The sequence below is a fragment of the Sphingobacterium sp. HSC-15S19 genome (genome assembly GCF_050433745.1).
In the GTDB taxonomy this organism is placed as follows: domain Bacteria; phylum Bacteroidota; class Bacteroidia; order Sphingobacteriales; family Sphingobacteriaceae; genus Sphingobacterium; species Sphingobacterium siyangense.
Genome location: NZ_JBNPWQ010000016.1, coordinates 111,564 through 135,183, shown reverse-complemented (window position 1 = coordinate 135,183; position 23,620 = coordinate 111,564). Strand labels below are relative to the sequence as shown.

Annotated in this window: 32 protein-coding genes; 30 read left to right on the top strand and 2 right to left on the bottom strand. The window is 38.3% G+C overall.

The window, feature by feature from the left end; translation table 11 throughout:
* Nucleotides 1-286: 286 nt before the first annotated feature.
* Both L1283_RS15010 and L1283_RS15005 read right to left on the bottom strand, forming a co-directional pair.
* Nucleotides 287-1,132, bottom strand: coding sequence for a hypothetical protein (locus L1283_RS15010; protein ID WP_429626327.1), 846 nt, complete (start codon nt 1,130-1,132; stop codon nt 287-289).
* A gap of 8 nt (nt 1,133-1,140) precedes the next feature.
* The gene (locus L1283_RS15005) at nt 1,141-1,512 is read right to left on the bottom strand and encodes a hypothetical protein (protein WP_429626326.1); all 372 of its coding nucleotides are present in this window, start codon (nt 1,510-1,512) and stop codon (nt 1,141-1,143) included.
* 170 nt (nt 1,513-1,682) lie between these two features.
* Here L1283_RS15005 and L1283_RS15000 point away from each other — a divergent pair, with 170 nt between their 5' ends.
* The 30 genes from L1283_RS15000 to L1283_RS14855 all read left to right on the top strand — a co-directional run bounded on the left by L1283_RS15000 (nt 1,683) and on the right by L1283_RS14855 (nt 23,619).
* Nucleotides 1,683-1,979: a hypothetical protein gene (locus L1283_RS15000; RefSeq protein ID WP_429626325.1), complete on the top strand. Its 297-nt coding sequence runs from the start codon at nt 1,683-1,685 to the stop codon at nt 1,977-1,979.
* Entirely contained in the window at nt 1,976-2,437 is a 462-nt protein-coding gene (locus L1283_RS14995; RefSeq protein ID WP_294187621.1) for a hypothetical protein, read from the top strand. Before L1283_RS15000 ends, L1283_RS14995 begins: the two co-directional genes overlap by 4 nt.
* A gap of 77 nt (nt 2,438-2,514) precedes the next feature.
* Nucleotides 2,515-2,856: a DUF4406 domain-containing protein gene (locus L1283_RS14990; RefSeq protein WP_429626324.1), complete on the top strand. Its 342-nt coding sequence runs from the start codon at nt 2,515-2,517 to the stop codon at nt 2,854-2,856.
* Nucleotides 2,857-3,246: 390 nt separating this feature from the next.
* Nucleotides 3,247-6,261 (top strand): primase-helicase family protein, encoded by a 3,015-nt coding sequence (locus L1283_RS14985; protein ID WP_429626323.1) that lies wholly within the window; start codon nt 3,247-3,249, stop codon nt 6,259-6,261.
* An 11-nt stretch (nt 6,262-6,272) separates the two neighbouring features.
* Entirely contained in the window at nt 6,273-6,512 is a 240-nt protein-coding gene (locus L1283_RS14980; protein WP_429626322.1) for a hypothetical protein, read from the top strand.
* 12 nt (nt 6,513-6,524) lie between these two features.
* Nucleotides 6,525-7,013, top strand: a complete 489-nt coding sequence (locus L1283_RS14975) for a hypothetical protein (RefSeq protein WP_429626321.1) — start codon at nt 6,525-6,527, stop codon at nt 7,011-7,013.
* Complete coding sequence (locus tag L1283_RS14970) at nt 7,013-7,213, top strand: hypothetical protein (RefSeq protein ID WP_294187610.1); 201 nt, start codon at nt 7,013-7,015, stop codon at nt 7,211-7,213. The genes L1283_RS14975 and L1283_RS14970 overlap by 1 nt, the downstream gene beginning before the upstream one ends.
* 9 nt (nt 7,214-7,222) lie before the next feature.
* Entirely contained in the window at nt 7,223-7,618 is a 396-nt protein-coding gene (locus tag L1283_RS14965) for a hypothetical protein (RefSeq protein ID WP_429626320.1), read from the top strand.
* Entirely contained in the window at nt 7,618-8,586 is a 969-nt protein-coding gene (locus tag L1283_RS14960; RefSeq protein ID WP_429626319.1) for a phosphoadenosine phosphosulfate reductase family protein, read from the top strand. The genes L1283_RS14965 and L1283_RS14960 overlap by 1 nt, the downstream gene beginning before the upstream one ends.
* A gap of 11 nt (nt 8,587-8,597) precedes the next feature.
* On the top strand, nt 8,598-8,810 hold the full coding sequence (locus tag L1283_RS14955) for a hypothetical protein (protein WP_429626318.1): 213 nt from the start codon (nt 8,598-8,600) through the stop codon (nt 8,808-8,810).
* Nucleotides 8,810-9,205 (top strand): hypothetical protein, encoded by a 396-nt coding sequence (locus L1283_RS14950; RefSeq protein WP_429626317.1) that lies wholly within the window; start codon nt 8,810-8,812, stop codon nt 9,203-9,205. Before L1283_RS14955 ends, L1283_RS14950 begins: the two co-directional genes overlap by 1 nt.
* Nucleotides 9,177-9,362 carry a hypothetical protein gene (locus L1283_RS14945; protein WP_429626316.1) on the top strand — a complete coding sequence of 62 codons (186 nt, stop codon included), beginning with the start codon at nt 9,177-9,179 and terminating at the stop codon, nt 9,360-9,362. The genes L1283_RS14950 and L1283_RS14945 overlap by 29 nt, the downstream gene beginning before the upstream one ends.
* 64 nt (nt 9,363-9,426) lie before the next feature.
* A complete protein-coding gene (locus L1283_RS14940) occupies nt 9,427-9,894 on the top strand; it encodes a hypothetical protein (RefSeq protein ID WP_429626315.1) in 468 nt (155 codons plus the stop codon).
* Nucleotides 9,872-10,273 carry a hypothetical protein gene (locus L1283_RS14935; protein WP_429626314.1) on the top strand — a complete coding sequence of 134 codons (402 nt, stop codon included), beginning with the start codon at nt 9,872-9,874 and terminating at the stop codon, nt 10,271-10,273. Before L1283_RS14940 ends, L1283_RS14935 begins: the two co-directional genes overlap by 23 nt.
* A gap of 85 nt (nt 10,274-10,358) precedes the next feature.
* Nucleotides 10,359-10,847, top strand: coding sequence for a hypothetical protein (locus L1283_RS14930; protein WP_429626313.1), 489 nt, complete (start codon nt 10,359-10,361; stop codon nt 10,845-10,847).
* A 163-nt stretch (nt 10,848-11,010) separates the two neighbouring features.
* Nucleotides 11,011-11,229: a hypothetical protein gene (locus L1283_RS14925; RefSeq protein ID WP_429626312.1), complete on the top strand. Its 219-nt coding sequence runs from the start codon at nt 11,011-11,013 to the stop codon at nt 11,227-11,229.
* 584 nt (nt 11,230-11,813) lie between these two features.
* Complete coding sequence (locus L1283_RS14920) at nt 11,814-12,353, top strand: hypothetical protein (protein WP_429626311.1); 540 nt, start codon at nt 11,814-11,816, stop codon at nt 12,351-12,353.
* Entirely contained in the window at nt 12,346-12,732 is a 387-nt protein-coding gene (locus L1283_RS14915) for a hypothetical protein (RefSeq protein WP_429626310.1), read from the top strand. Before L1283_RS14920 ends, L1283_RS14915 begins: the two co-directional genes overlap by 8 nt.
* A gap of 87 nt (nt 12,733-12,819) precedes the next feature.
* Nucleotides 12,820-13,731 (top strand): S49 family peptidase, encoded by a 912-nt coding sequence (locus L1283_RS14910; RefSeq protein ID WP_429626309.1) that lies wholly within the window; start codon nt 12,820-12,822, stop codon nt 13,729-13,731.
* Nucleotides 13,732-13,741: 10 nt separating this feature from the next.
* Entirely contained in the window at nt 13,742-15,337 is a 1,596-nt protein-coding gene (locus L1283_RS14905) for a hypothetical protein (RefSeq protein WP_429626308.1), read from the top strand.
* A 63-nt stretch (nt 15,338-15,400) separates the two neighbouring features.
* Complete coding sequence (locus tag L1283_RS14900; protein WP_429626307.1) at nt 15,401-15,976, top strand: hypothetical protein; 576 nt, start codon at nt 15,401-15,403, stop codon at nt 15,974-15,976.
* 80 nt (nt 15,977-16,056) lie between these two features.
* Nucleotides 16,057-17,031 carry a hypothetical protein gene (locus L1283_RS14895; RefSeq protein ID WP_429626306.1) on the top strand — a complete coding sequence of 325 codons (975 nt, stop codon included), beginning with the start codon at nt 16,057-16,059 and terminating at the stop codon, nt 17,029-17,031.
* Entirely contained in the window at nt 17,031-17,519 is a 489-nt protein-coding gene (locus L1283_RS14890) for an N-acetylmuramoyl-L-alanine amidase (RefSeq protein ID WP_429626305.1), read from the top strand. The genes L1283_RS14895 and L1283_RS14890 overlap by 1 nt, the downstream gene beginning before the upstream one ends.
* Nucleotides 17,520-17,522: 3 nt before the next feature.
* Nucleotides 17,523-18,227 carry a hypothetical protein gene (locus tag L1283_RS14885; RefSeq protein ID WP_429626304.1) on the top strand — a complete coding sequence of 235 codons (705 nt, stop codon included), beginning with the start codon at nt 17,523-17,525 and terminating at the stop codon, nt 18,225-18,227.
* Nucleotides 18,228-18,270: 43 nt separating this feature from the next.
* Nucleotides 18,271-18,918 carry a hypothetical protein gene (locus L1283_RS14880; RefSeq protein ID WP_429626303.1) on the top strand — a complete coding sequence of 216 codons (648 nt, stop codon included), beginning with the start codon at nt 18,271-18,273 and terminating at the stop codon, nt 18,916-18,918.
* A gap of 54 nt (nt 18,919-18,972) precedes the next feature.
* A complete protein-coding gene (locus L1283_RS14875; protein WP_429626302.1) occupies nt 18,973-19,905 on the top strand; it encodes a hypothetical protein in 933 nt (310 codons plus the stop codon).
* The gene (locus L1283_RS14870; protein WP_429626301.1) at nt 19,905-21,677 is read left to right on the top strand and encodes a hypothetical protein; all 1,773 of its coding nucleotides are present in this window, start codon (nt 19,905-19,907) and stop codon (nt 21,675-21,677) included. The genes L1283_RS14875 and L1283_RS14870 overlap by 1 nt, the downstream gene beginning before the upstream one ends.
* A 48-nt stretch (nt 21,678-21,725) precedes the next feature.
* Nucleotides 21,726-21,998 carry a hypothetical protein gene (locus tag L1283_RS14865; RefSeq protein ID WP_429626300.1) on the top strand — a complete coding sequence of 91 codons (273 nt, stop codon included), beginning with the start codon at nt 21,726-21,728 and terminating at the stop codon, nt 21,996-21,998.
* 2 nt (nt 21,999-22,000) lie between these two features.
* Nucleotides 22,001-23,368 (top strand): hypothetical protein, encoded by a 1,368-nt coding sequence (locus L1283_RS14860; RefSeq protein WP_429626299.1) that lies wholly within the window; start codon nt 22,001-22,003, stop codon nt 23,366-23,368.
* Nucleotides 23,368-23,619, top strand: a complete 252-nt coding sequence (locus L1283_RS14855) for a hypothetical protein (protein WP_429626298.1) — start codon at nt 23,368-23,370, stop codon at nt 23,617-23,619. Before L1283_RS14860 ends, L1283_RS14855 begins: the two co-directional genes overlap by 1 nt.
* Nucleotide 23,620: the final 1 nt, after the last annotated feature.

Here is a 23,620-nt window from a genome sequence, read left to right as displayed (position 1 = left end):
CTTTCGCGGTGTAAGAGACACCACATTCTTCCTATATAGAGTAATGAAATTGTATGCTTAAAAACTTCTCCTCCCCCAAACTTTCGGTATGATCCTGTTTTAGTACCTACCTTGATTAGCCATAATCCGGAACTTGAGGCGATCTTCAGGTCAGATGCAGCATAGACGAACAAAAAAAGCCTCTTTACAGTAAGTAAAGAGGCTTTTAGTACCCGGAGCCGAAATACTATAGAATCTAATAATCAATTACTTAACTCTGTTGTCTACGAATTGTCTACAAATTTTATCAATTTGAGCTATTCTTTTTGTCTATCATTTCTAAAATACATTTCATATATCGTCTCAACATCTCTGAATCGTGTTCGGAAATAGTGCTGTCATACACAAATAATCTAAACTCTTTAATCTTTGTCTTCGAAAATAGATATGCTTCTGCCTCAGAAATTTCAACAACTGCAGAATAATTGTATCCATATTCTCCTACTTCGACATCAATAGGCCCAACAGATTTTTTAGTAATTACTTTGTCGTCTTCCAAGAGAAGTTTAACTTCATTTTCGCCCACATTCACAGTAGATCCGGATGTAGATAAATACAATGAAATTACTGCAGGCTTTCCTTTTTCAGTAGTAACATATAGATCGTAACCACGTCCCCTTTTGTATGGTATAGTATATCTTTTTGACTTAGTGAACTTGTCTTGGGATACCGTTATTTTATCGCATATAGAAGACGAACTATAATCTATGTCTTGAACCATGAAAGGAAACCAATTGCTCATGTTTTGGTGATAAAGAAAATAACGAACTTGACCAGCGTCTCCAAGTAGCGTCATCAATATTTTACCGTCTCCTAAATCCTCAATTTCAGCAACAGAAAATTTAATATTCGATAGTTCTTCAGATTTTAATGATTTAGATCTAGTTCCTGTAACAGCATCCTGCTTCGACAAAAAAACAAACGACCAATTACCTTTAGGATATGAGCTGTCAAATGTGAAATGTGTGTTCAAATAAAGGTAATAATCATTACCCAGATGATAACTTGATCCCATCCCCACCCTCTGGTATCCTTGACCAAAAGATAATACCGTACAAAGAAGTACAAAAATTAATATCGAAATCCTTTTCATAATTTTTATTAGGTGTTTGCTACTTTCTCCAATAAAGCGACATATTTTTTATTAATGACATCTTTCTCCTTTAGAGCATCCAAATAAAGCGCCTTATAATCCTCGCTTTGTGATGGTACTGTTGTTTCAATAGAATTTTCGCTAAAAGGATCTCCATTACCCAATAGTAGCCATTCAGACCTTACTTCTGGATACAATTCACATATTGCTAAAATCAATTCTGTTGAAGGTATTGGATATTTATTGCTTCGAAGATCTGGGTTGAAAATTCTATTTAAGGTTTGCTTATTGAATCCTAACAATCCGGCAAAGTGAGATACGTTCCCTTTAGTATAATGGTTTATCAGAAAATTAATTCTCTGAGCAATAGGATGTTGCATTTTATTTCATAATAAAAAGTAATTCATGCTTGACAAATTGTAAAACATGTTGTACTTTTGATGTATAACATAACAAAACATAGTTGTAAGGTCTTACTTGCAGGACCGACCTTGCAACTATATATTTTAAAACCCTCTTTGTCATAGTTAATAACTATGTGTTAAGAAGTATGACAAAGGTAAAACAATTTTTCACTATGTCAAACTTGTTGAACCAACAAAATTTAAAAGTTGATCCAGAAGAAATCGTTTTCTTCTTTAAAAACTGTGATGGAAACGTAAAAAATGTAATCTACGAAAGACTTAAAAAAAACCACCCTACTATTAGTAAAAGACTAATAGACAAAGAGGTTACAAAGTTGAAAAAGCTCTATAATCCATTAATTATTATGGAAGTTAGAACATTTCTTCGTGAACAATACGGCAAAGAATACAAGCCATCTAACGACAAAACTGTGACAATATGATTACACAATTGTACGATAGAAGCAACAGGAAGCTTGTTTTGCTCTACCCGACATTTTCCAATATCGATCCGAAAGGATTCTTAGATGTACTACCCGAAGCGGTGCAATCTATCGTAAGTAGTGAAAATGCAAAGTTTATTTACCATGTACTTTATGTTTTTATTCAAGAAAGAAAAACGTTCCACTGGCTCAATGAATCTGATAAAAAATTAGGGATTCAAATCAAGGCTATTGAATCACTGGTATCAAAAATTAAAGGAGAGCAATTGCCGAAAATTGTGGCCCTTGTTTCAAAAAACCATTTTACCCTTTATGATATCGCACCATCTGCAGACACTAATTTTTACAGCGACTTTATCACCAAAGTTTTTCCGGTGATACACTGGTGCAAACAGATGGATACCATGCTGAACAAAACACCAGTGAAGCGGAACCCGTGTCAAGGTAGGCAAGGCTAAGACCGTTCTTTTTTGCCTTTATTCCACCCACTTAGCCGGGTGGCTTTACGAATCATTATCCAAAACAGAAACCACACATGAATACATCAGTAGTTTTTATAGCTGGGCCTATGGAAGGCTTCCAGCACTTTAATAGTATCCAATTTTCAACCGTAGATCAAGAGTTGAAAAACAAAGGTTTTATAACTCGTAGCCCCTTTTCATTCGACGGCACCATCGGCGCAAAGTCTTTCGAAGACGGTTCGATACAGCGCCATGCCCTTCAAATGATGGCAAATGAATGTACTGATATGCTTTGTTTGCCCCAGTGGAGACAGGATAAATTTTGTAAGATCGTTGTCGATGCCGCCACACATTGCGGAATTAATGTGTATGAAAACATTGAAGATCTAATCGCTAAATACACAAACGAAACCTAGTCATGAATCCCGAAGTAAACGAATATTTCGGCGTCATAGTGACTTCGATAATCCTATTATTCTTGGCCGCAATTTTAGCGTCATGCCTTTTTATCCTGAAAAACAAAGACGAATTCAATGAAAACGAATAATATAACTATAGATCAAATCATATTGCTGCTGCACTCGGAAAATCAGAGACAACAGATAATCATTACTGTAATGCTAATTGTAATTATGGTTTTAGTGATCTGGTTGGCGGTATACGTTTCAAAATATAGATCTGCTAGTTTAGAACTGGCTAAGATCAAATTTAACCGTAATCCCCCGCCCCCCTTAAGACGTGAAAAGGCTGGAAATGTAATCCTTCCAGAACCCCCATCAGTTAGCAGACCAAATAACTTTTAAAACATGGCATTCGATATAGATCAAATATTTAAAGAGACAAACGGCGGGCTAGATATCATTCGGTGGTATGTATCTAATATCGATGATTTCGTGGGTACGAATAAGCATTTTCGTATGCGTGACGAAAAATCGGAATCCTGTTCTATTAAGCTGGCTAATGACGGCCGCTATTTAGTTACTGATTTCGGTGGCGATGGTAAAACGCGTAATGCGATTGAGGTTGTAAGGCATGAAGAACGATGCACCTTTGGGGAAGCCTTAAGGATGATCGTCACCCGTGAAAATCTTTCGATGTCTCAAAACGTGGAATCGATGTATACATCGAAGATTCGTAAAAAAGATGCTGAACCAAACGAACCAGACGGACATTGGGACTTCGAATATCTTGAAAAATGGCCCGACACCTGGATTGATATTATATTCTCCAGATACACCATTGCAGATGTTGAGTATACGCACAAGCACATCAAAGAAGAAGATCGCCAACGTGCCGTATATGATTCGTTAGCATTGTTGCTTACGAATCAGAACTGGCATCCAATGAAATCGTATTCAAGGGTAAAGGATCGCCAGCGAGTGACGGTTGAATCGCAAGATCACTATCCAATTATTGGCATTGAAGAAGAATCGGTAATCGATGGAAAAAAAACGAAGTGGAAAAAGATATATCAGCCTAAAAACAAAGTCAAAAAGTACCGTTTCATGTATCATAATGGAGCGGACAAAAACTTTCTTCATGGACTTGCACAGGCAAAGGCCAAACTTGAAAAGCTTAGGGATCAAAAGCAAAAGGAAAATAAAACCGACGAAACTTTTGAACGTGAGAAAGTAAAATTTGACAACATCTTTCTTAGCACTGGCGGATCTGACGCCATGAATAAAACGGCAATAGGTTACGAATGTGTATATGGATCATCTGAGTATTTTAAGCTAACAAAAGAGCAGCTAAAAGAACTCAGATCTTTAGCCCATAATATTCTCACTTGTCCTGATCTGGATCATACAGGTCAGCGTCAGAATTTGGCATTATGCCTAACAACTACGTCAGAGCATTTTTTGGACATTAAAACGGTCGATCTCCCGCAGAGTCTAAAAACAAACTCGGATCAGTATTTAAGGAGCTGTAAAGATGTTAGGGATTACCTCAATTATTTTAGTGCCTTTTCGTTTCGGAATTTGGTACGCATGGCCAAACCGCTTCGTTTCTGGGACTCGCATCAAGCAGTGGACCGTGAAGGTTTGGCGAAAATAAAGTTCGGTAAGCCAGTATATGAATACAAAATTTCGGTTGAACGGATGCTTAATTTTCTGATCAAAAACGGCTTTGGCAGATTTGAGACAATGCCAGAAGTGATCGAGTATGTGCATATTGACAAATCAGTAGTTAAAACAGTAAAGCCCGACCAAATTAAAGCGTTCGTAGTAGGTTTTCTACGCAGTCGATTCATGGAAGAAGGACTGATCGACACCGTACACAAGTCACCTATTCTATCGGAAGCACATTTTACACAATTGCCAGACCTTGAACTGGACTTTAGGGACAGCTGGTCAAATTGTCAGTTGATGTTTTTCCCAAACAAGTTTCTCCGGGTAGACCAAAATGAAATTGCAGAAATCAAGGGCAGCACGTCAGAAAATTTCGTTTGGGATACAAAGATTGTTCAAAAACCATTTAAGCGATTAATTAAGGAACCTATTTTCGAGATCACAAAAGAAGAAAACAAGTTTCGGCTTAAGATCAATAACAAGGATTGCCTTTTTCTTCGATTCTTGACACAAACCTCACGGGTACACTGGCGTACTGAACTTGAAGATAATTTAGATGACTTATCTGATGCAGAACGCGAAAGGTACCTACAGGAAAACAGATTCAATATTGCTGGCCCTAATCTTACGGATACAGAAAGATATGAGCAGGAATTGCATCTGATGTCAAAACTTTACGCGCTGGGATATCTGGTACATCGTTATAAAAATCCTTCACGGTCTTGGGCTGTAGTGGCAATGGATGATACGCCAAATACAGACGGTATGCCCCAAGGTGGAACTGGTAAATCACTCTTTTTTGAAGCTGTAAAACAAGTACGCCAGATGGTAACACTTGACGGTAAAAATGAAAAGATGTTTGATGATTCGCACGCCTTGGAACAGGTCAACCGAAACACAGATATCCTTTACATCGACGATACTTCCAAAAACTTCAATTTTGAACGCTTATTTTCTTTGGTGACTGGCGAAATGACGGTCAATCCAAAAGGTAAAAGCCGTGTGTCATTGGACAAATCAGAGTCACCAAAAATTACGATCAGTACAAACTATACTCCGGGACAATTATCTGGCTCGACACTTAGACGGATTCTTTTTCTAGGTTTCACTAACTTTTATCATGACAACAAGTTGGGGAAATTTCGTGAAGAACGCACGCCTGTAGATGATTTAGGCAAAGCACTTTTTACTGAATTCAATGATGAAGACTGGAACAATTTCTTGAATCTGATGATTCAGTGCTGCCACTTATACCTTACATCGCCAAAAATAGAAGCCCCTATGAAAAACATCATGGAGCGGAATCTATACGCAGAGATTGGTATAAACTTTATTGCATGGGCGGAAAACTACTTTGATGAATTATCTGGGCATATCGATACGGTCATGATTACTTCGGTAGCGATGACCGATTTCATGCGCTTTTCCAACTTGACAAAGTTTAGTCCGCAAGGTTTCAATACCAAACTTGGGCTATACGCAAAATATCGCGACTGGAAACACAATCCAGAAGAATTGCTAGGTAAATCCAAACGCTTTACAAAACAGCTCGATGTCTTCGAATATGACAAAAAGCAAATGGCATGGGTCAAGTTAAAATCAAAGGTATCACAAGCTTATTTCTATTTCCAAACACGTGACGACGATGGAAATTTCAGAGCGGTAGACGGGAGCAATGTTTTTGATCCGACGATTGATCCTTCAGACCTACCGAACCCAGAACCAGAAAACAAAAAAACTTTACCCTTTTAATCTAAAACAACATGAACGTAAATAAAAAAACAACTGCCTTAGACAAATTTAAAACACTTCTTAAAGGAACCCATGAGCCACGCCAATATATGAATGGCCTTGAATTTAGGGCAATTGGAGGGCTTGACCAGATGAAAAAAGAAGCCCAGGACATAATCGATGTACATCAATTTCCATTGGAGATATTTAAGGTCGATATCCGCGTACGCTCAATATCCGTGCGTGAATTGCCAGAACGTAAAGAACCATGACTGCCGCTAGAAATGTTGTCCGATGGCCACTTGGCTGTCGGTTCATCGATTACACCGGAAGAAAGTTCACTGTTCGAAAAATTATTTTCGGGAACGCTGTCGAAGGCTGCTGCAATACGATTGTCATTGACGAAGGGGTTATACTTCAAAACAGGATGGGCGAACCACAAACGCATGTTGGATTTGTTCAGGATGGATCAGACGAAAACGACGTTAACATTCAGCCTATCGAAGTTATCGAAGAACTATTTAGGTCGAAAAATATCAGCTATTTACCCTATGGAGCTTAAAATTTATTTCACCGGATCTGAAAAGATGACTTTCCTGCTCAATCGTGGCTGGCGCATCTATGAGAAAACAGTCAACCGTCATGAAAGCCTACATGGGTCAAGGTTCATCGAATTGGACGAACAGGTTTGGTACGCCCAAAAAGGTGACGAAGAACTTGAAATGGAAAGGGCTTTTGTCAAGGAGTTAAAACACAAATTAATCTTTGAATAATGAAACGCATCACCCCGCCAGACGGGAAACTGATATACTGGAAACGCAAGCTTAAGAAGTACAATATGTACGTAGATCTTGCCTTAAGGGAAGTAGATGTCGCACCCTATCAATCTTTCGACAGCATTCCAGTAGGGCCGCGATACTACGTAAATCAGCTAATCAAAGCTGGGTTCAACATTCAAATAAAACTTTTTTAGAAGACAACTATGCTAATCAAATTAAAATTAAAGCAGATTCTAAACAGAATCAAATTGGTTCATACTAAATCCACTTACAGCGAGGACTACAATAAGGGATTTAAGCACGCTATAGACCTTTTTGCCGTGGCTATGGATATCGAGTTCGGCAAATGGTGTGAAGACCAGGAGAATCTACACGAGCAGATCAGACAGCTTAGGTTACAGGTGCTTGGCGAAAACGGCGAAAAAGCCAAACTGCTATTTGAGATAAATAGATTAAAGTCACAACCCATTCGGACTATTGAATTACCAAACGCAGAACTAAATAAAATAGTGAGTTTTCTGCTTGGTAAAAACGGGTTGAATTGGGAACAAGTTAAAAACCACCTTGTTGTTGGGGTAAAATTTAAACGTGCAAAATAATGAACCTTAACTATGACAAATATATTGTTGCTTTTAGTGGCGGTAAAGATTCGATCGCCCTAGTCCTCTATTTGTTGCAATTAGGCGTAGATCCTTCCAGAATCGAATTATGGCACCATGATATTGATGGGAAAGACGAAACCTTTATGGATTGGGAATGTACGCATGATTACTGTCAAAAATTTGCAGATGCTTTCGGTATTCAAATATACTTTAGCTGGAAAGAAGGCGGATTTAAACGCGAAATGCTTCGAGAAAATCAACGCACAGCCCCTACTTGGTTTGAAACTCCCGGAAAGATCCTAAAGAAGGTTGGTGGTATATTGGGAGATCTTGCAACTAGATTTAAATTTCCCCAGGTATCTGCAGACCTGAAAGTAAGATGGTGTTCTGCCTATCTAAAAATAGATGTGTGTTCTGCAGCTATAAGAAATCAGGAGCGATTCCAAGGATTGAGGACCGTTGTTTTATCTGGCGAACGTGGCGAAGAAAGTACTGCAAGATCGAAATACCAAATATTCGAAGTTGATCGATCTGACAGAAGGAATGGAAGGCTAAAGAGACATGTTGATCGCTGGCGTCCAATAAGAGACTGGAAAGAATCCGAAGTGTGGGATATAATCAAAAAATACCGCGTTCGCGTTCATCCATGCTATTATATGGGATGGTCAAGGTGCAGCTGTAAGTTCTGCATTTTTGGAAATGCAGATCAGTTCGCCAGTGCATACAAATTAAGCCCTGTCCAAGGTGACGAGATTATCGGGTATGAAGAACTTTTCGGCGTGACAATGAAACGTAATACAGACTTGCGTTCCCTTATTTCTTGTGGAAATCCATACCCAAATATCACATCAGAATTAGCCAGGCAGGCTACTTCAAAGATTTACGATCAACAAATAATTTTTAATGAAAATGAAGAATGGCTTTTGCCAGCTGGCGCCTTTGGTGAAAGTTGCGGGCCAATATAAAAACGAAAGTTATGAAAACTCAAATCACAGAAAAACAAAAAGCACAGTTCAATTTAATGCTTGAAGCATTAAAAGCCATTAAAGCATATCAATCACCATCGAAGCTTAGAAAAGAAAGCGAAAAAGATTGGGGGCTTGAATATGAAGAAGCTTTAGAAATGTCTTACGAAAACATACAAACAACGGCTACACTGGCATGTAAAAACATCAAACCGCTGAAATAATGAACAACGAAGAAACAAATACGCCAACAACAAGACAAGTAAAACTTGCCCGGATAAAAGATTATGAGATTGAAAGTGTTTTCAGTGTACTGTTTGAATTACAATTGTTAAAATCTGATTTATTCAGAGATCCAGAAGGGAATCTATTTCCGTTAGATCAGAACTATTATACAAAACTAGCAAGCTGCTTTGACAAAGACCCTTTTGTTTTTCTACAAGGTATATGCGAATTAATATCATCAGTACCTATCGAATTATTTACTGCAAATCTGTACACACTTTTGGATAATTGTGCAAGTGAATCCGATATCTTAGAGTTTAACGACGATATCAAAAAAGGTTTAGAACTATTAGAAAAGCAAAGAAATGGCGAAACAGAAGGAAAAAAAATATAAAGCTTTTAATATATCAAAGGCAGAGTATGACGCAATCGAAAATGGCATGGAACAAATTCGTAGCGATAGCGAATCTGCAGATGATGAGTATGCAGATTGGGCAAATGAACAGATTACATTAATCAGTTCATTTTTAAGAAAAGTTAGACCACAATAAAATTGACGGGAAACCACAAAACAACATTATTTAAAAGTTGTAAATCGCATAATACATTAAGAAAATGACAAGAAAAGAATTAGAATCTGCATGTCGGTTCATGATGGCTTTTGAATCAGACTTGAGCATCGAAGAAATTAACAAAACATTTGGCGTTCAATTGGAAGAATCTTCCAGTCATGAAGAAGCTTTATCTGCTTATATCGAAAGCGCTTCCATACAACTGGACAACTTCCCTAATAACAAGTTTAGTATAGCCAAAGAAACCCTAACAGAATGTAAAAGGCAGGTGGACAAATGGGGAATTCAAAATCACCATCCTATTTATTGGAACAGTATACTTACCGAAGAAACAGGTGAAGCTGCAAGAGAAATTAATGATTTTACTTTTGCTGGTGATCAATCAGCGTTAGAAAGGTTGAGAATAGAGCTAATTCAAGCAGCAGCTGTATGCATATCGTTTGTTGATAGTTTAGACAGGAATCAATTTAAAGAAAGAGAGGTGGCAAATGATTATATCAGAAATTCATAAGTTGCATTTTTTCATCAAAGATGAATCAACTATCGACTGGAACGACCTTACGTGTCAGGCGTGGCTTGAAATTCCACAATCCAATAATAAGACAAAACTTCGTCAAGTGGAACATATTCGGTTGTTTATGTTTAAGGATATGGACAAGCACGAAACGGCTAGATTTGAAATTGACTTTGGATCTGGTAACGTAGTGCATTCTGGTCATGATAATATTAAGGAGTTTTATAAACAACAAACTAGTCAAAATTGGTGTTTCAATTATAAAATATCCAAGAAAGAAGAATACATGGTATTTAGACAATCCTTATTCGACATATATCAACAGTACCAGATGACTAATTTTGATAAAATTGTTGTCGGTGCCGAAATTCATTAAAAGTCAAGCCTGGATTAAATCCGGGCTTTTCTTTTTACGTATTTCCAACATAGATAAAAACTAATATTATTAGCAATTTTGTAAAATGGAAATATTGGAAATAGAATACAGATCAAAAACCTTAAAAATACCTTACGAGGTTGAACAGCCAGAAATCAGAAATATAAATCAGGACTATTTTGTATATGGAAAGTCCGGGCAGAAATATACTTTCAGGCAGTACTACGGCCGATGGGACCTTATCGGCGGAAATCTAAATGAATCGTTGGCCAATGCCATTATTGATGCTTTGATCCGTAAACATGAAAAAGAATCATTAGGTGTATGTCACTACAATGGAACGCGTCAAATAATATCGATACATAATTTAGAATACACCGCCCAAGATTATGCGTACAGTCTAATGGTTAATAATACTGATCTGGGGACAATAAAGTGGTCTAAGTGTTATGGATGGGACTTCGATCTTAGGGTCAATCTTACTGCTCAATGGTTTGGAATTACAGAGGTCGATATCATTATCGAAATGATTGAAAATGGAGAAATACCGTGGCTTAAGCAGCTGCCTAAATAGATCTGTATTCCCCCGCCCCCTTCCCTTCCTTCCATAAAATTTTTGTAATCTTTTAAAGAATTCGGTTGTTAAGAATTACCGACAATATTTATTAGCCAAACACTGGATGATTACTAAATATTTTAGTATTATTGTATCAGTATATATTATAAAGGAAAATTTTATGAATGCAGAAAACAACAACCTATGTAGCGAAGAACTGGCAAAGTTGCCTAAAGAGACCCTTTTAAAGCTGATCGATCAGAAACAGATCCAGCTTCAAACTATACATAGCATTGCGTCTAACATGGTGTCCAGTATAACTTCCGGCCAGATCGTACAGAGCCGTTTCACAACAGTGGAAATGATGGCTATTATTGAAGGCTTTGTGGCCAAAGCTTAGCCTGCAGCTAACTCCCTTCGAATTTCCTTTCAAAAGAATTAGTTTCCAGATAAAATCCATAAAAAAAGAGCCGCCACCTAGCGGCTTTATCTGTTTTTACTCCCTCCCTCCTTTTAACCTTAAAATTTTTGTAATTTTGTAATTACTCTACTTCTATAGGATATTGCCCTAAAAATCAAGTCTATATAAATTACATTTATTTGTAATAATCATATTTTCAAAAAAAAATATTTGTAATTAAATAAGAGAATACAAATAATTACAAAATGATTTTGTATCAAATTACAAAAATGTTTAAGCGTAAAATAATAATACACAACCAGTTGCAGACAAATTACAAAATTACAAAAAATTACAACGTTTAGTCACTCACAGCTTCGTTACTAGTGTCAAACTTCCCGGTAATGTCTCCCATCTCTATAAAGAATTAATTAATATTTTTTAACCAAAATATTGATAAATCATATCAAATATTTATACAACAGTATATCAAAAATTTGTACATAAATAATTGAAAATCATTGTACTAAATACTGATAATTCATGTCAAAATTCAGTATATTTATACAAATATTGATTTAACTATGAATGTTATTTGCAGGATCAAATCACAGATGTTGCGGGATTACCTTAAATCCCTTTTTGAAAATGATGGCGGGGCCTTGAAGATTGACCGCACAACTGACGTTGGTAAGTTTATATGTTCACTGACAAAAGTTTCCGATATCCCCCAGTCACAGGATCTCACAGATGAATGTGTTCAATTCATTTTACCCGTTACCTCACATTTGCCGGAATTGTTTAGAAAATTCAATTATTTGGATGCAAACGATCAAAAAAGGATTGAAGATTATATAGCAAGTTATTTCAATCTTGATTTTGGTATGTTCTATCTGTACGGCAAACAACTGGGCTACCAAGAAAAAGAAGTGATCCTGAATTTTATTATAGACCGAAAACTGGATTCCCAGATCGGTGACGTGGAGACGCTAAAAAAACGCAAGTATCGGGAATATGAAAAAAACACGAAGAAAATTCACCACCGATTGCAGATGCGGGCGCATACCATGCGTAAAGCATTTGTAAAGGCATTCGCAGACTTTAATTCCCTGAGTTATGAATAACAACATTAAACCCATAAAAAAAATTAGCTTCATTCCAATTCATAGGCTACATACCTTTTTACCAATTGGTGATGAGGTTGAAATTGGATTCCTTTCTATAGGTGAAATCCCTTTTAAAAAAGGCACAGCAACCTATAGCATAAACCGAAGCCCAAAAAAAGGTGGAACATTGTACGAGATCGCCATAAATTGTTCCGTTAAACCGATGGATGTTCCAAGGCTTCCTGGCATAGTTTTATTAGAGCGTTGCGATGGCTCTACACTCGTAATCGGAGACCCGGAGATTCCAATATTTGCGAGTGAAATCACTAATCTAGAAAGTCAATCATTTTCGGTATCGACTGAATGCGGACATTTCCCTTACCTTTTAAAATCATAATTGGTAATATCTGGGGCTAAATTCTAGCCGACTCCCCGTCCTTTAGTAGCCCCCCGTATTTCAATCTCTTTGCATAAACGCACAGTTATGCAAAGAAAACTTTCGGCCCAATGGCAAATTTCTTTAGTTGATTCCATCCTTCGTGGGCAATTTGCCATTGCTCCGACGATGCTTGCCGGGCTATTCCCTCAAATCCAAAATATCATTACAAACAAAACTTCTCTGGCAGATCAACCACAACTTACTGAGGTCCCTATTTCTGCTTACATGGAAGGAAATTCCAATGCTGTCGAATACACTGGTAAAAAAACAGATCAGCCGATCGTAGCTGTAATTCCGCTCGTTGGAACAATGCTAAAGTACGGTACTTGGTGTACTTATGGCGCTCTTGAAATAGCCGATATGATCTATTCGGCATCAATGGACCCAAGCGTTTGTGCAATCGTTCTGGATGTAGATTCCGGTGGTGGCGCTATCAACGCAATACCTCCATTGAAACAAGCCCTATTGTTTGCAAAAGAAACTGGTAAACCGCTTATAGCCCATGTTGACGTAGCTTGTTCTGCCGCCTTGTGGACAATATCCTACTGCGATGAACGCTATGTCGACAATGATATTTCTGGCATGATAGGTTCCCTGGGTGTAATGATGTCATTTTTTGACGTAATCCCTTACTACGAATCTTTAGGCTATAAACATCATACGATTTATTCTGATCTGTCTCCAGATAAAAATGATGTTTTTGAAAAGGCTCTGAAAGGTGAATATGAAGCTATCAAAACAGAAATGATGAATCCTGCAGCCCTTCAATTCCAAGAAGAGGTGAAAAGCAATTATGGATCAGCATTAAAAGTCGATACGCCAGGACTTATGACAGGAAAAACATTTGCCGGACAAAAATCAATCGATATCGGATTGGCCAATGGCTATGCAACACTTCACCAAACTATCCAAATAGCCTTTGATCGGGCTAAAGTCTCCGAATTTTTAAAATCTTAATACAAATCCCATGTCTAAAAAACTATTCTCTTTCGCATCTCTTTTAGCAATGGTAGCGAATGCTGTAGGCAGAACGCCCGCGGATGTTTCTGCCAAAGGCTTGACCGACGAAGATAACCAGCTGTTAACTGAGAATTTCGGCGCTGAATTCGTAGCTAAATTTGAGAAAGAACGCACGGCGGGAAATCCCGAAGCGTCGTCCGAAAACTTATTGACTTCCATCCGAGCGCACTTTGATACAGAAGTGAAAGCTGCTATTGACGGTTACTTTGAAAAACTGGAAGCTTCCAAAAAAGAACAGGAAGGTCTTTCTGCTAAATTGACTTCCTTGGAAGCGGAGAAAAAGGCCTTGGAAGCACAAGTGGAAACCCTTTCGGGGCAATCTGAGGGCGGACCACAAGCTGAATTCCCGTCTATCCCAAAAGCTGATGGTAAACTGTCTAATATTAGCATTAATGCTGCTGCTTCACATTACCAGTTCATTGCCCAAACGATGCAAAATCCAAATTTGGGATTGGAAGCCGATGCAAAAACACTCGATATTGTCGATGCAGATGCGGAGTTTAAGCAATTCTTATCGCAAGATGGTAATAACGGAATTGTATTGACCCAAATTTTTAACGGCTTTACCTCTGCTGGTGAATTCCGTACCATCCGGGTTAAAGACCGTTACCATAAATCTGTGAAGGCTCAGATCAATTCGGTGGTTCAAAAATTTTCGAAATTCTTTACGCCTAAAGGTAATTTTAAATTTACCCCGATGGTGATCGAAACTTTTCACCACAAAATCAACGTTACGTTCACACCTGCAGATATTATCGACTCTTACATCGATTACCTGTACGATCAATCCTTGCGTCCAGACCAGATGCCGATCACAATTTTCTTGACGGAAGTTTTGATTAAACCAAAGATTTTGGACGATCTGGAATTCCGTATGGTATGGAAAGGTAAGTACAAGGAAGATACCGATCCAAAAGTCGCTACCGATCCCGAAGATTCCATGAACGGTATCGAAACGCAACTGATTGCTGCTAAAGCTGCTGGAAACACTGGAATCAATTTCTATGAACAATATATCGATCTGGCAACCGCTACCGATGCCCAGGTTATTGCTCATGCCCGTGGATTCGCTCAGTTCACCAAAAAACACAAATTACGTATTGATCGTATCTTATGTTCAGACGCGTATCGTACACGCTATATCATGGCTTATGATAATGTTTACAAAGGTAACTCTGGGGTTGCTGGTGAAATTAACAAAGACGCAACAATCGATTATAGTCCAGCACGTTTCGTTGCGATTGATGGACTTGGATCATCCCCAATTTTATTGGCGACAGTTAAAGGGAATTTGGTTAAAACCCGTAAAAAGAATGCCGAACCAAATATTATCAACGATATCCAACGTGCAGACTATGATATCAAAATCTTTGGTGAATTTAATATGGGTGTAGGTATCGAGTTTGGAGAATTGGCATACGCTTGTGTTCCTCCAAATTATGATCCACAGGCTGAACTTTCAGATTCAACTGAATTCCCAGACGGAACTAAACCAGCGGATGACTCAACCCCTGCAGGTTCGGCAGGTGACGGACTTGGATAAAATAACAAAGTAGAGATTTTCGGATCTCTACTTTAATCTTTTCAAAAACTTAATATTACAATCATGCCATACGTAAAAGCATCAATAAAAAAAGCAAAAGGGGCTGCAGGTGCCGCTAGCCCGAAAAATCCAAACCTTATCATCATTGACGTTGAAGACATCGAAAATTACCCAGGTCGTGACGGGGTTGAATCGGTTGGAAATCTGACATTAAAAGCTGGTGCGAAAGCGATGTATCTTTACTGTACACCTTCGACCATTGCAAACCCTGAAGAATCCGGTGGAGATGCAGGTAAAGAACAGATCACGGACAAACTTACAGCCTTCCGCCCAGGGATTGACAGGGTCATGGATGCCTGGTTACAGGAGAAGTACGGCGAGGACTTTTTGATTATCACAGATGTGTGTAACGGCGTCAAACAAACATTATTGCATGGTCAGGAATGCAACCCAATGAAACTGCAATACGCTAAGCAGGACGATAAAGATGGTCGCGGATATACATTAACATTTACACAGCCACAAGGCGGCAAATTCAAGCCTTTGTATTACTCAGGTACTAAACCTGAACTTGCTGCAGCTGCTGTAATTGACGAAGATGGTTCTGCTGGCGGTTCTGCTGGTGACGGAATTGGTTAATCCAATAATAGTAATAGCATCTTAAAATATCCATAGCCCCTTTCGGGGGGCTTTTTTTAAACCATAACAAACAAGTCATTATGGCATCAAGAAAAAATACAACTGCCACAAATAATAAAGCAACGGCAGTCAATAAAACAGAAAAGCCTATTGAACAAGTGCCTGCAGGAAATCAGCAATCGACTACAATAGCTAATACTAATGCTGGGGATGATAGCACAGAAAATGTGAATAAACCTTTATCCAGCGAAATCGTGTCAGCAGAAGACGTGAAAGTAATTCCTGTAATTATTCCCTATCTCAAAAGTGCAGCAGCTGGTGACGAATTAAAAATGGCGATCCGTTCGATGGAAAAGAATTTTAATTTTCCTTTTACAATCATTGTTGTGGGAGATCGTGAAGAATGGTTTGCGGATAAGATCGTACATATTCCACATGAACCTCATGTGATTACGGAAGATTGCGGCTGTCCAAATCCATCACAGGTTATCGATCCACAAGCAGATGTGGCTCATAAATTATTGACAGCGATCACAGCCCTGGGGATCGAAGATAAATTCATTTTGACGAATGATGATATTTTCGTTCTCGAACCACAAACACTTTCACAGATCGAACTATTAAAGCGCTTGCCAAATTCGTTATATGAGACAGGTGCCGAAGGGTCTACTTACAAAAAAAACGCATTGCGTACCGCTGAATTCTTAAAGGCAAATGGGTGCCCGACGTACAATTTCGGTACACATACCCCAATGGTATTTGATGCCGAAGATTTCACGGATATGCTGGCCAATATCCCGACGACTGAAAAAGGATACCTTTTAGAATCGCTATATTTTAATGGTCTTTATCCGAATGCACGCCCATTGGTTGTTAACGGATCATCAGCCCATGATGGCGTACTAGGGTCAGTTTACAAGTCACAGCCAAACATGGATATTATCGAACAAGCGTTTAAATCGCGTTGGTACTTCAACTGTAATACTGACGGGTACCAGGCTATTAAACCATTGTTGTTAACTGCATTCCCTGAATCTTCAAGCTTTGAGAAATAATGAGAAAAATTAAATACATTGTTATTCACTGTACAAGTGGACCTGCTTTGCAGACAACAAAAGCAATTAAAGATTACTGGCGAAATAGTTTAGGATGGAAGCAAGTAGGCTATCATTTTATTATTAATGCTGATGGAACGGTCGAGAATCTAGCCCCAATCGAAGCTGTGACAAATGGCGTCAAAAATTATAATTCGGTATCGGTTCACATCTGCTACAAAGGTGGTGTCGGTAGTAAAGACACTAGAACACCGGAACAAAAAGAATCAATTCTGAAAACGATTAAAAAGGTGTTGGAAGAATTAAAACAACATCAACCTATCGATGGAATTAAAATACGCGGACATCGTGATTTTAGTCCAGACCAAAACGGTAATGGAAAAGTTGACTTTTTCGAATGGATCAAAGATTGCCCTTGTTTTGACGCAAAAGCCGAATATAAATGTCTGCAGGGAGCCAAAGCCGCTAACGATAAATCCCTTCCCTAGCCAATGACTGACGAAGTAAAAAGCTTGGTGTATAATTGGCTTATAGCCGGAGCCGATCCAAGGATCGGACTTCGGCTATTTTGTGACCACTGTAGCCCTAAACAATCCGTTAAGCAGCTTGTCGAGCAAAACCCGGGGAAACATATCCAGATTATAAAAACAACTTTGTGTAGGATTGCTGAAATTGACATGAAGTCAATTATAAGAACAGAGCCAACACAGCTAGTAACAACGTCAGAAAAGCCAAAAAGAAAGCTTAGGGACGATTATCCTTTCCTAGCTGACCCAACATGCCCACCTGAATTAAAAATCATTATAGGCGATAAAATTACAACCTATCATAATTATTGTGCGGCATACGAGAAATTAAAAGCTGCTAAGACAGACAGAGATCATCTCGAAGCTGTTTCGTATCTGGTTGACCAGTATCTTAAAAACAGGGCGATATCCGCAGAAATGGACCATTATAAAGAACATGGTAAAGTCCTGGGGAAACATCCCATATTTGAAGAGTATAAGAAGATCAAACAATATAGATCCCTTCCCTTAAAAGATCTTGTTCGCATCAAAATCAATCTGGAAAATAATATCTATCGTAATCAAAAAAAAATAAAGACCGACAAACGCACAGATCTCCGTATACAACGAGAAAACAATATTCGTCGTCAACAAATGGAACTTGCAGAAATTGATAGACTTTTAGAGTAAATATTAGTATAATTGGGTTTACAATTATATAAAAAGCCATATAATGACAATTAACAGTATTTTAGATAGCAAATTTCATGATTTCATTTGGAGTAATTTCAGGCCATATCCTTTTGAATCAGCAGTAATGAGAACAAGATTTAATCATGCCGACAATTACACAAGAAGGATTTTTGAGTTTATAGATGGTTTTAGCGGAGATAATAGAGAATACCTCTTGCGGAAATTTTTGGATTGGTTGAATAATTACGAATTAGAAGAAAAATCTTTCCATACTTTAGGAGGACTTACAAAGGATAACGTCGAATTTTTCGCTTATAAGATTGATAATTTAAAAGGGGATTTAATCCTTGAACTTCAAAATATTTCGGAGGATTTGGATACAGAGATGTTCAATAAAGAAGAATGGGAAGAATTAAAAAGCAAGATTGATACAATTTCAGAACAATTATTCGAATTGATTGAGAGGAATGATGCTGGACATGAAGTTATTTATGAAAGCGTAGAAGAAATTAAGGAAGAACTTTTAAGTAAGGCTGAGAGTGGTAAAATATTTGGAAAAGAATTTGTCACGCAGCAGTTATCTGGAAAAATATTAGATATGACTTTCAAAGCTTCATTTTTTGCGATGTTATCCAATGCCCCAGAAAAGTTATCATCTTTATCACAATTTGTTCAAAAATTGTTGTAACACAACTTTATTACCGTCCTTTAAATGCCACTTTTCAAGTGGCATTTTTGTTTTATGGGAAACATCAGACCAAACATCATTCTGGACGAAGAAGAATGGGACAAATTAGAGCAATTTGCGGGGCTTGGTTATTCTGTAGATAAATTAGCCAGCTATTTCGATCAAGATCCGACAGTATTTAAACAGATTGCGGCAGATCCTAATTCCAAATTAGCCCGTCATATACAAGCAGGTATCGACCGCCAGCAAATGGATGAACATCTGGGTGTTTATGAAGCTGCAAAGGGCGGCGATGTTGTGGCGTTTAAAGCTATTGACGAAATCAGACGGACACGTCTGTTCACTATTTCCAAGCTTGACATATTTGGCGGTTTTGACTCAAAAAGTAAACTTGAAAAATTCAAACAGTACATAATCAATGGTTGTGTTGATGACCTTAGTCTGGAAGAAAACCTATATCTGGATGCTCTTTTCCTCATCCGGGATCTAGATCAGCAATACGGTAAGCGTTCTACTATCGAATTCTTAAATAAAAAATTGAATCTAAAGCATGAAGATGCCAAAAAGATTTACGTCGAAGCGATAAACCTGTGTTACCATGATGAAGGTTTGGACAAAGCTGCACTACGAAATAAATACGCCGATAACCTCGATATGGCTGCTAATCACGTCAAAAATAATGTTGTTACCACAAAAGATTGGGAAATCTATTCCGAAATAAACTACAAGGCATACAAAATGCGATTGCTCGACAAAGACGACGAAGAGCAGATCGATCCAAAATTATATGTCAGACGTTATGTTATGTATTCTCTTGATCCAAAAGATGTTAATATGACTGATATTGACCGGAATAAAACCAGAAAGCAAATAGATGGCCTTCCAGTTTCGGAAAAAGATAAGGTTCGTTTGAAAGAAGATGCGCGTCTTATCCCTCTGGACTTTAAAAAACGATTACAGCAAACAAAAGACGACTTCACAAAATAATGGCACATCGCGTTAAACCAAAATTAGACCACGACGAAATTCAAGTCAATTATGCTAACTGGGCAGCCCAGACGTGCGGACTAATGCGGCCTAAAAACCTTTATCTTATTGGTGGTCGTGGTACAACTAAAACAACGGAAATACAAGCGGAACGTATTGCGGATATGGTTTATGAACTTCCTGGTGCGCCCGTTGCTTGGATTGCTGATGTATATACCAATCTTGAAAAAAATATATTACCAGCGCTTGAAACAGGGCTTAAAAGAAAAGGATTGTTTGAAGGCGTGCATTATATCCGGGGTAATAAATTGCCAACATATTCACGTTATCAAAAGGAAAAATTACCTATTGAACTTCGTGAGTATTTTTGGAATCCTGTAAATGAAATTGGTAAAACACCACAGATCCTAATTTTCTTTACCGGCTTTAACATTACATTCGGATCAATGGACAAACCTTCATCGCTTGCTGGTGGATCATTTGTACATATATTAGGCGATGAGGTCAAATATTTTAGCAAAAAGAAATTGGCGCCAATGCTTAAGGCTAGCCGTGGTTACAGGGAATTATACGGGCATTCACCTTACTATCGGGGTAAAACATTCACTACCGATATGCCAGACATCAATAATATTGGTGAAGAAGACTGGATATTAAACTATGTGGACGAAATGGATGTGGACGGCATGGAAAAGTTGATGGAAGTTTCTCTGATCCGAAATGAAGCTTTAATGGAGATGGTACGTTATGAGCAGGAAGGAAATATTATTGAAGCTGCAAAAAAGAAAAAGACTTTTGAAAAATGGAATGAAATTTGGCACGAAACCCGCCGTAAACCAGAATGCCAAACACTTTTCATGGTCAATTCTTCCTATGTAAACATCGATATCCTGTCGCCTGAATACATGGATGACGCCCTTGCTGACGATATGGGCGATGTGGAACCCGCGCTATTGTCCATAGAACCAAAGGTAAAAGCGAATGTGAGATTTTACAGCCAATTATCTGCAATACATTTTTATCAAGATGGTTTGGATACTGTTTGGGCGGAAAGGTTCAATTTTATCAATAAAGCTGACTGTCGAGAATTAAAATATCTTGATCTAAACAGCCCAATGGATATTGGAGTGGATTTCGGTAATATGATATCTTTGGTTATTGGACAACATGAAGTTCCTAAAAATATTTATAGACTTTTAAAATTCATGTATGTCATTCCTAAAGAATGGATACCAGAATTGGCAGCAAAATTTAAAGAATATTTTGAGCCACATCGAAATAAGACAATCTACTATTATTATGACCGCTCTGGAAATAACTATCAAAAACAGGGTGTCGATCACGCATCTGAGTTGGCGCATGCTATTGAATTTAATATCGATGATAATGGCAAAGAAGTGCCGTCTGGATGGCGCGTAATAGCAATGTCTAAGACACAAGGTGTAATCCCACAACAGGAAGAACATTCTTTTATGCAGAAAATAATGTCTGGCGCCGTTCAAGGATTACCAACATTGCTAATTGATTTTTGGCAATGCAAGGAAATACGGCTAAGTATGGAACTTACCCGAACAGTCTACGTGACAAACAAAGCCGGAGTAAAGCAGATCAAAAAGAAAAAGACTTCTGAAAAGCTTCCTGCTGAAAAATTGCCAACTGAATCGACCAACCCTTCAGATGCTGCAAAATATATTCTGATGCGCCCTTTGTGGCGGGATATAGCAAAACGTTATAACACATCGAACGTTGGCACGGCTTCCGTCAGAAAATAGGAAATCATTGTCCTTTAATTGGGCTTTACATTGTGGCATATTTGCTTCATGACAGTATACGAAGCCATTAAACAAATGCGTGATCTATCCAAAAAAGGTGAACCTTTCTCGTTCACCTTTGCATCGTATTCCAAAACCAAGGATACCAGCGACGGCAATATCCATGTTTACAGAGCACTTTTAAGGAAAAGGGATTCAGACGCTAATAATCAATATGCAGATTGTCAGGAATCCTATACCAACTTAGATACAGGTGAACCCCGTCGCTTCTGGCAATGCTGTCTACTGGTTTTTAATGGTCAAACCCTAACAATTTCATAACAATGTCCGCAAGCATCGATAAAATAGGTAAAAATTCTGCCGCAATTAAACTTGGAACCGGAAAGGTTTATATGGTTAGCTGTGAATCATACACGAATAGGCATAGTCACTTTTCGGATTTCCAAAACGATTGGGAATCGTACGCATCGTATGTGCAGGGTAAAAAGATAGTTCCATACGGACCTAACGATAATTTGCCACAGGTCATTAGAGATGTAATGGGAACGAACCATATTGCCCCCGGAATTATCGAGCGGCGTAACGGGTTGATCTACGGACAAGGACCCTTGCCTTATGAAACTGTGATCGAAGACGGGAAGCCTGTAAGAAAGTATACTTTCGACAAAGAAATCGATGATTGGTGGAAATCTTTTGATTCCCGTAAGTTTATCGAAATGTCAATGACTGAGTTTGCGCACATGAAAGGTGTATTTGTTCGTAGGCACCAGTCCAAAGGATGGCGTATAGGTAGGCAAAACAGGATCAATGAGTTAGTAGTCGTACCTTCAATTAATGCTAGACTTGCATTCCCCGAAGAGGGCAAAGAACTTCGACTGGAAAATGTACCCGCGATCTATACCGGAGACTTTCCGAACCTGTGTACTACTACGGGAATTACCACCTATCCGATTTACAAAAGTTCAGATCCGTTTAAACATGAGGTTGCGATGAATTATCACAACAGCTACACGTTTGCTTATAACTTTTACTCGATGCCCTCATTTATGGGGACCCTTAAATGGCTTATGCGCTCGTCTGAAACACCAGATATAATCGAATATTTGACCATTAACGGAATTTCAGCTGCTTGGCATATCCATTCACCTGCCGAATATTGGGACAATAAGAAAATTGAGCTATATAAAGAACATTCGGGCAAGCCGGAAGAATTCATAAACCAAAAACTGGACGAACTCAAAGATGAACTTTTCGAATCTATCGCCCGCGCGTTGACTGGTAAAAAGAATGCTGGTAAATTCATTGAAACGGTTGATTTCTTAGATCCTTCTGGAAACCGATGTGAATGGAAAATAGAACCTCTGGATCAAAAGATCAAAGATTTTATTGAAGCCCAGGTGAAAGTTTCCGATACTGCCGTCCATGCTGCTATGTCGGGCATGAACCTTCACCCCTCTTTGGCCAATGTCATGGTCCAGGGTAAACTGTCCAGTGGATCAGAAATGTTGTACGCGTTGAAATTGTTCCTTGCCACAGATGTCAGCATCCCAGAAGAAATAATTTTTGAACCCGTCAACCAAGCGATTGCGGCGAATTGGCCCGGTAAGAATATTAAAATTGGGTTTTATCGTGATCCCGTCAGCTCGGAACAGGAGACCAAACCAAACGAACGCCTTAAAAATTCAGCATAATGAAAAGAAAGTCAACAATAGAAAAAATGGCATTGGCTGCATTCAATAATGATCAAGAATTACTAAATAAATTCAAATCACGAAGCCTGACTGATCTAAAAACAAAGGAAAATGAAATAATTCATTTTGAAAATAATCAAGAACAAGCGAAATATTGGTTAGACATGGCTGATTCTACAGCTGGAACAATGACGTCAATAAACTGCTTGAGAATGGCTGTGATGATAAAATCTAGATCTAATAACAGGTAAT